The sequence below is a fragment of the Frankia sp. CgJB1 genome (assembly GCF_977947065.1).
In genome coordinates this window covers 2,965-10,145 of sequence record NZ_CDWTNB010000163.1, presented here as the reverse complement: position 1 = coordinate 10,145, position 7,181 = coordinate 2,965, and the positions used below count along the sequence as shown (strand labels likewise).

The 7,181-nt window shown below is 68.6% G+C and carries 8 protein-coding genes; all 8 read left to right on the top strand.

Going from position 1 to position 7,181, the window contains the following annotated elements; translation table 11 throughout:
- The first annotated feature begins 57 nt into the window (after positions 1–57).
- The 8 genes from AC08OT_RS16295 to AC08OT_RS16260 all read left to right on the top strand — a co-directional run bounded on the left by AC08OT_RS16295 (position 58) and on the right by AC08OT_RS16260 (position 6,910).
- Positions 58–189: a phosphoribosyltransferase family protein gene (locus tag AC08OT_RS16295; RefSeq protein WP_476594209.1), complete on the top strand. Its 132-nt coding sequence runs from the start codon at positions 58–60 to the stop codon at positions 187–189.
- Between the two features lie 386 nt (positions 190–575).
- On the top strand, positions 576–1,409 hold the full coding sequence (locus tag AC08OT_RS16290) for a class I SAM-dependent methyltransferase (protein WP_476594208.1): 834 nt from the start codon (positions 576–578) through the stop codon (positions 1,407–1,409).
- Entirely contained in the window at positions 1,406–2,113 is a 708-nt protein-coding gene (locus AC08OT_RS16285; protein ID WP_476594207.1) for a dTMP kinase, read from the top strand. Before AC08OT_RS16290 ends, AC08OT_RS16285 begins: the two co-directional genes overlap by 4 nt.
- Positions 2,103–3,149 carry a radical SAM protein gene (locus AC08OT_RS16280; protein WP_476596144.1) on the top strand — a complete coding sequence of 349 codons (1,047 nt, stop codon included), beginning with the start codon at positions 2,103–2,105 and terminating at the stop codon, positions 3,147–3,149. Before AC08OT_RS16285 ends, AC08OT_RS16280 begins: the two co-directional genes overlap by 11 nt.
- 65 nt (positions 3,150–3,214) lie before the next feature.
- Positions 3,215–4,222 carry a DegT/DnrJ/EryC1/StrS family aminotransferase gene (locus tag AC08OT_RS16275; RefSeq protein ID WP_476594205.1) on the top strand — a complete coding sequence of 336 codons (1,008 nt, stop codon included), beginning with the start codon at positions 3,215–3,217 and terminating at the stop codon, positions 4,220–4,222.
- 135 nt (positions 4,223–4,357) lie between these two features.
- On the top strand, positions 4,358–5,125 hold the full coding sequence (locus AC08OT_RS16270) for a nucleoside/nucleotide kinase family protein (RefSeq protein ID WP_476596145.1): 768 nt from the start codon (positions 4,358–4,360) through the stop codon (positions 5,123–5,125).
- Positions 5,122–5,814: an HAD family hydrolase gene (locus tag AC08OT_RS16265; RefSeq protein ID WP_476594202.1), complete on the top strand. Its 693-nt coding sequence runs from the start codon at positions 5,122–5,124 to the stop codon at positions 5,812–5,814. Before AC08OT_RS16270 ends, AC08OT_RS16265 begins: the two co-directional genes overlap by 4 nt.
- A complete protein-coding gene (locus AC08OT_RS16260) occupies positions 5,795–6,910 on the top strand; it encodes a phosphoribosylaminoimidazolesuccinocarboxamide synthase (protein ID WP_476602994.1) in 1,116 nt (371 codons plus the stop codon). The genes AC08OT_RS16265 and AC08OT_RS16260 overlap by 20 nt, the downstream gene beginning before the upstream one ends.
- Positions 6,911–7,181 lie beyond the last annotated feature (271 nt).

Sequence of the window (7,181 nt, the reverse complement as noted above, 5' to 3'; positions counted from 1 at the left end):
CCGGAACCAACACACCGACGACCATCAAGATCCAACTAGTAGAAGCGGCATTGAGCCCTGGCGGCGCATCGCGGAGCCCGGGTCCTGCTAGTCGACGACATCTGCGGCACCGGCTCCACCTATCGCGCGGCGGTTGGATGGCTACAGGAGCATCTGGTCCCGGCTGCTTTGCGCACCGCGGCGCTATGAATTCGTAATGAAGTAATTAATGCAAGCCAATATGCGTCTTCGCAGGTCACGGGCTCGCGAGGACCCCGAAGTGAACAAGTTATTTTATTCCGAATCCTATGCCGCAGCGAGGCGGCGGCTTTCACCCCGGACACCTGGGTGTGGGACACGCTCGACTGGGTCGTCTTCCCTTGGAATGAGCCGACGCAGACTATCGAGGACTTGATCGTGCCGGCCTCGCCACGAGTCCGCCCTTCGGACGCGCCGGCCGAGGCGGAAGCAGGCGATAGCGGAGCCCGCGGATGAGCGGGCCGAAACCGGCCGCACTCCGCCGGGCTGAACCCACACCAGAACGCCCGTGACCGAATCCTGGCGCTTTACCTGAACAATTGCCTAGGAGAAGAACGATGAATGCTGTGCAACTGTCGGAGCAGTATGTAACCCGGCCGGGAACCACGATGGTGGGGCCCTACAGCACAAACCAGATGGATGACTTCTACGCGGCGTTGAGCCGCGGTGAGGCCAAGCCGTCGGGTCTGATGAACCTTCTCCAACACCTGATCGTCGCTGAGCGGTGCGCGCCGGACTCGCGTGTGCTGGATGTGTGCTGCGGCCGGGGCCTGGCGCTGCCGCTGTTGTTCCGCTATGCCCCGACGATCGCGGGGTATGTCGGGCTGGACATCAGCGCCGCCAATCTCGATGAGGCCCGGGAGCGGATCGAGGCCCTGCGCTCGGCGTACGGCGACCCCTTCCCGGTTGCGCTGGTGGAGTGCGACGTGGCCAGGGCCTGGCCTGATCTGCCCTCGCACGAGCAGGGTTTCGGTATCGCGCTCTACACCTCGGCGCTGGAGCATCTGCCGTTCGAGCTCGGTGCGGAGAGCCTGCGCAGCACCGCCGCGGCGCTGGGACCGGGGGGAGTGCTCTTCCTTTCCACCCCGGCGGCCGTCGGGCCCCCGCCTCGCCCGTTGCAGTACCGCGTCCATGTCTACGAGTGGTCGCGCGAGGAGGTCGAGCAGGTGATCGGAGGCGCGGGTCTGATCATTGAGGACGTGATGGGCCTGCTGCCGCCCGCACCGGACGCAACGGTGGCCGCACTCACCGACCGGTATGGGGAAGCTGCGGCAGCCTGGTACCGCGATCTCGTCGAACGCGTCCCCAAGGCGCTGCTGGACACGGTCTCCGCCGTCGCCGTTCCCGACGTGGCCACGGAACTGCTCTACGTCTGCCGGAGGCCGGCATGAACGCGTCGACGACAAGCGGCGGGCCCGCGCTCGGAGCCACATCGCTGTGGGTGAGCATCGAGGGGATCAACGGTGTCGGGAAGACCAGCGCGGCCCGCTCGGTCGCCGCCGTGCTCGGTGCGCGGTGCCTTCTTCTGGACGAGCTCACCGACTCCGACGACACGCTGATCGGGCGGGTGATCGCCGCGTTGAGCGCCGAAGGCGACCATTTCCTGCGCACGGGTAACCCGGTTGTGGAGACCCTCGCCCTGCTCGCGTTGGAGGTCCGCAAGGCCGAGCGACTGGCCACACGGGACCTCGCCGGAGTCCAGGTGATCCTTGAGGACCGTGGCGTGGACTCTGTCGCCGTGTGCCAGGCGGCGATCCTGTGCTCCCAGCACACGGAGACATCGCCGGACGCAGTAGCCCGGCACGTGCTGTCGAGTGCTCGGCGGTGGATGGTGTTGCCAGACGCGACCATCGTGCTCACCGGTGACCCCGGGGTGTGCGCGCGGCGTTTTGCCGACCGGATCGGGTGCTCACTGACGCCAGCGGACGTGCAGGTGCTCGAACAGATCGACACCCTGTACCGCGAGGCGGCTGTCCGCGATCCCCGACGGTTCACGCTCCTCGACACGACCAACATGTCGCCGGAGGAGACCGCCGCCGCTGTCCAGAAGGCCGTGACCACGCTGCTGGATCGGCAGGCCGCCCATGCCTCGTGACGTGACCCTGTTGTGGGCTCTGCGCTCCCCGTGCGCGTTCGCCTGCCCGCATTGCTACTTCGGCACCATCGAGGAGCACAAGGACGCCCCGCCGGAGCAGGCAGGTGTCCTATCGCACCTGTCGCGCACCGACCTGCCGGCGAAGGCACTGACGGCCTTCGCACGGACGCTGGCGGCCTCGCCTGTCGAGCGGGTGGTCATCGCTGGTGGGGAGCCGCTGGACTGGCCCGCCGCGCTGGAGGTGATCTCTCTCATCAAGGGCGGGGGCTGCCAGGTCGTCGTCGCGACGAACGGTGTTCCGCTCACCCGCCCGCACGTGGCCGAGCGTCTGGTCGCTCTCGGGGTCGACGGCGTGTCGGTGTCGCTCGACAGCGCGGACTCCGAGCCCAACGACCAGATGCGACCGTCCCGTTCGGGTCGTTTCGGCTACCACGACGTCCTGGAGGGCATCGGTGCTCTGCTCCAGGCGCGCGGCGAAAGGCCCGCGCCCAGGGTCGGGATCTACACCGTGGTCACGCGATCACGTCCGCAGGAGGTCACTGACGTGGCGCGGCTGGCGGCGGGCCTGGGCGTCGACTACTACGTGCCGCAGCCGATCTCCCTCGCCGCCGACCACCAGCTCTTCCACCAGATGTGCCACACCCCCGCCGACGTCGCCGACGTCGGCGGGTACCTCGACCTCCTCTACAGCGACCCCAAGGGGCTGGCCCTGCCCGACCCGTCCTATGTCCAGCGCTTCATCGCCTCGATCTCCACCGACGGGGGCGGGCATGTGCCTGACTGCTTCGGCGGCGCGCGCCTGTTCTTCATCCAGCCCGACGGGTCGGTCTGGGACTGCCCATCCGATCGCCGGATCGCCGCCCAGGTCGTGCATGCGCCCGAGCTGCGGCGCACCATCGAAGACGGCGACGCGCGCACACTGTTCGCCACGCGGCCGACGTGCACGGACTGCTCGCTGTTCAGTCGTGACTGTGTGAACATGTGGCCCCTCGTCCTGGACATGCCGCGGCTGCTGAACCCGGGGCCGGGGCGATGACGCTGCCTGCACTCCCCGGCGGGACGTAGCCACTCGCGGATCAGCTCGCCGCAGTTCTCGCGCAGATGCCCGACCCGAGCGGCGGGCCGGAAGTCGTGCAACTGGAGCACGACCTGGCCGAGGTGTTCGGCGTACCGCACGCCGTCGCGGTCTCCTCCGGCACCGCGGCGCTGCACGCCGCACTGTCGGCTTGCGGCATCGGTCCGGGAGACGAAGTCCTCGTCCCGGCGCTGAGCGTCGTCATGACCGTGGCGCCCCTGGCCGCCCTGGGGGCAGTGCCGGTGTTCATCGACAGCGACCCGGCCACCCTGGACCTGGACTACGACGACGCGGCCAGCAAGGTCACCTCGCGGACCCGGGGGATCATCCCGGTGCATCTGTGGGGCCGGATGGGAGACCCAGCGGCCCTGACGGCGTTCGCATCCAACCGCGGGCTCGCCGTCATCGAGGACGCCGCACAGGCTGCTGGCACCGCCCGCGACGGCCAGCGGGCCGGCACGGTCGGCGTCGGCTGCTTCAGCATGAAGGACGGCAAGATCCTCTGGAGTGGCGAGGGCGGCTTCCTGCTCACCGCCAAACCCGAGGTCGTGGAGTACTCGGCCGCGTTCCGCAGCCACTGGCAGCAGGCCCCTGCCGGCGAAGCCCCGCTAAGCCGCCTGGCCACCAACTCCCGCCTCGCGGCCCCCCTTGCCGCGATCGCCCTGGCGAACCTCCGCCGGTTCCCGGCGCTGGTCGAACTGCGCCGCGCACAGACCCGCCGCCTGCTGGACGCCCTGAAGCAAGCATCCGGCCTGGTGACCCTGCCACCAGCCACCGACGAACAGTGGAATGGCTTCGCCCCGCTGCTTCACATCGACCTGTCCAGTTCACATCGACCTGTCCAGCCCCCGCAGGTTCGCGCAGCACCTCGCCCAGCAGGGAGTGCCGAACTCCACCGGCAGCTTCCGACTCGTCCCCTGCGACACCCGGCCCATGTTCACAGGCCGCGGCCGTCCGTGCCGTGGTGCCGCCGACATCCTCGACCACACGCTCGCCGTCATCCTCACCGAACGCGACACTCAGACCACACTTGACAGGTACGCCGCCGTCATCACCCAGGAGGCCGCCGCATGGGCCCCGTGACCGACCAGCGTGAACCAGCATCACAACCCCACCGGGGCGACTCGTTCCGCGGCGCCCCGTCCTCGTCCCTGAACGGAACTGCCCGAATGACGATCACCTCGGTAGGAAATTCCTGCACCCGCGGCCCGCTCATCTCTGTCGATGGCGTCACTGGAGTCGGCAAGACGTATCTGACCAGTCGCGCCGTGCAAACCCTCGATGACAAGCCGCTGATACTGGAGGGGTTCTCCCAGCGCACGGACGGTCGCCCGGGACTGGGCGAAGCCCTGCTTGGCGCGCTGCGCGAAGCCAGCGCAGGGGACCCATTCCTGCGCGGAGGCACTCCCATGGCCGAGGCCCTGATCCTGCTGGCGATCAAGCGGCATGACCTAGACGCCGTCGTCGGCGAGCTGTCGCGCGGGCGTCCCGTCATCGAGGGCCGCGGCGTCGACACCACGGCGGTATGCCAGGCGCTGCTGCTGCACCCCGACGACGGCGACGCCGCCCTGGACACAGCGATCGCCCTGCTGGAACTCGCGTCCTCCTATAGGCTGCTGCCCGACCTCACGATTCTGGTCACCGACAACACCTCCGAAGCCATCGAACGTGCGCAGCGGCGCGACCAGCGCGTCCTGACCAGCGAGCAGGCCACGTTCATGCGTGAGGCATGCGAGCTCTACGAACGGCTCGCAGCCACCGATCCGGCCCGCTACCGGGTCGTAGACCGGCGCAGCGTCGGCGAGCACGAGGCGGCCGAGCTGATCCGGGCGTGGATCGGCGTTGGAACCGGCCTGGGCTGCTTGCGCGAGCCGTGGCAAGGCGCGGATGCCCGGTGCAGGTGCTGCGGCCACCGCGCGGACCCGGCGCTCGCATGAACGAGGCAGCCCCTCCCTCTATCTGCCCAAACCCGGCTCCAGCCGGCAACTGCGTGCCCGCGATTCCCGCCGGTATCGAGGCCCTGGTCTTCGATTTCGACGGCACCCTCGCCGACACCACACCCAGCCACGAGCAGGCGCTGCGAGCGGCGCTGGAGCCACACGGCGTCGGCTTGGACCACGACTGGTATCGCGGGCACGTCGGCCTGTCCATCCATGACCTGCTGGACGCGCTGCCGGGTGGTCGACCACTGCCGCACGAAGAGATCATCGCCCAGAGCCGCGCCCATCTGCTGGCCACCGTGCACAGCATCACCCCTATCGCGTGCACTGTCGCGCTGCTGCGCGGCGCCCGCCGTGCGGGGCTGCCCTGCGCCGTGGCCTCGGCTGCCAGTCGCCTGCTCGTCCATCCGGGCATTCATGCTCTGGGCCTGACGCGGGAGTTCGCGGCGGTCGTCGCGCGAGAGGACGCCACGAAGGGCAAGCCGGCCCCTGACGTGTACCTGGTGGCTGCCCGATGCCTTGAGGTCCCGCCGGAGCGCTGCCTTGCCGTCGACGACGCCCGCGACGGCGTCACCTCTGCCCGCACGGCCGGCATGCACGTGATCACGGTGGTCGACGGCCACCTGGCCCCGCCAACGAAGGCGCTCAGGGAGCCGAGCGCCTCGCTTGCCGCGCCGGGGCTGTGAGGCCGCCGGGTGGCGCACTCCGGCCGGGCGCTGCCCGCGACACGACAGCCTGACCGAACGACGCCGAATCGGACACCGCGATCAGAAAATTCCGCCGGATGACGGCGCGAGGCCGTCGCACCAGGGGAGCATGATGCCCGTTCTCCACTCGACCAAGAACCTGGAGATCATCAACCCGCCCACGCCTACGAGCGAGGGTGTCGGCGTCTTCGAGAACACCGACCACTACACGGTGTTCCATTACGGCAGGATGCCGGACCCGATACCCGGAAAAGGTGAGGCGATCGCCCACATGGCCGCCTTCACCTTCACGATGCTGGAAGCGGCAGGCGTGCCAACCCATTTCCGGCGGTTCATCGCCCCCAACCGGATCGAGTTCGACCTAGCCCGTATGCCAGGCCCCGACACCGGGCCGCTCACGCTGAACGCCGGACCCTACCTCGTCCCCGTGCAGGTCATCATCCGCACTGAGCTCCCGCAAGGAAGCTCGGTTCACCGCCGGCTTGCAGCAGGCACGCTGACACTGGCGGAGCTCGGGCTCACCAACCTTCCCGTGTACGACCAGCGGCTTGAGCATCCACTCGTCGAGTACGCGACCATGCTGGAGGACGTCAACCGATACGTCAGCGCGCCCGAGGCCCAGCGCCTCGCGCATCTGAGCGACGAGCAGTTCCAGACGATGCGCGACACGGCCATCGCGGTCGACCAACTGCTCACCGGGCACAGCAACGAGGTCGGGCTGAGGCGCTGTGACGGCAAGGTCGAGTTCCTGGTGTCGAGCGATGCGCGCCTCGTGGTCGCCGACAGCCCCGGCACACCCGACGAAAGCCGCCTGATGTTCGGCGGAGTGCACTGCGGCAAGCAGATCCTCCGGGACCGGTACGTAGCGAACAGGCTAGAGGTGCCGGTCGACGCTCTGATCAACGACAGTGTGCCTAGAAGCCAATGGCCACAGCCGGCACCACTGCCGCCGGGGTTCGTGCCGGTCATGTCAGACCTGTACCGGGCCCTGAGCGAGACCTGGACAGGCGAGCGGCGCTGGAACGCGCCGAGCCTGAAGGCCGCCACGCAGGCCGCTTCCAGCCTTATTCAGTGACGACGCATCATGGCAGCGGGCGCTCCGGCATGCTCGTCTTGATACCAGGCGCGGGCGAGCGACCGCCACGACCGGACCCTACGAGGAAGAGAATGGTGGAAGTATGGGCGGGTTGACACAAGATCCCGCCTTTCGGGGAACCACCTTCGTGGTTATCGACTTTGAAGCGACGACCCCTGCGGGCTACCCGGCCCATCCCACCGAAGTCGCTGCTCTCGCACTCCGCTACGAGAACGGCCGGATGAGAGAAGCCGGTAGGTACGCTTCTCTG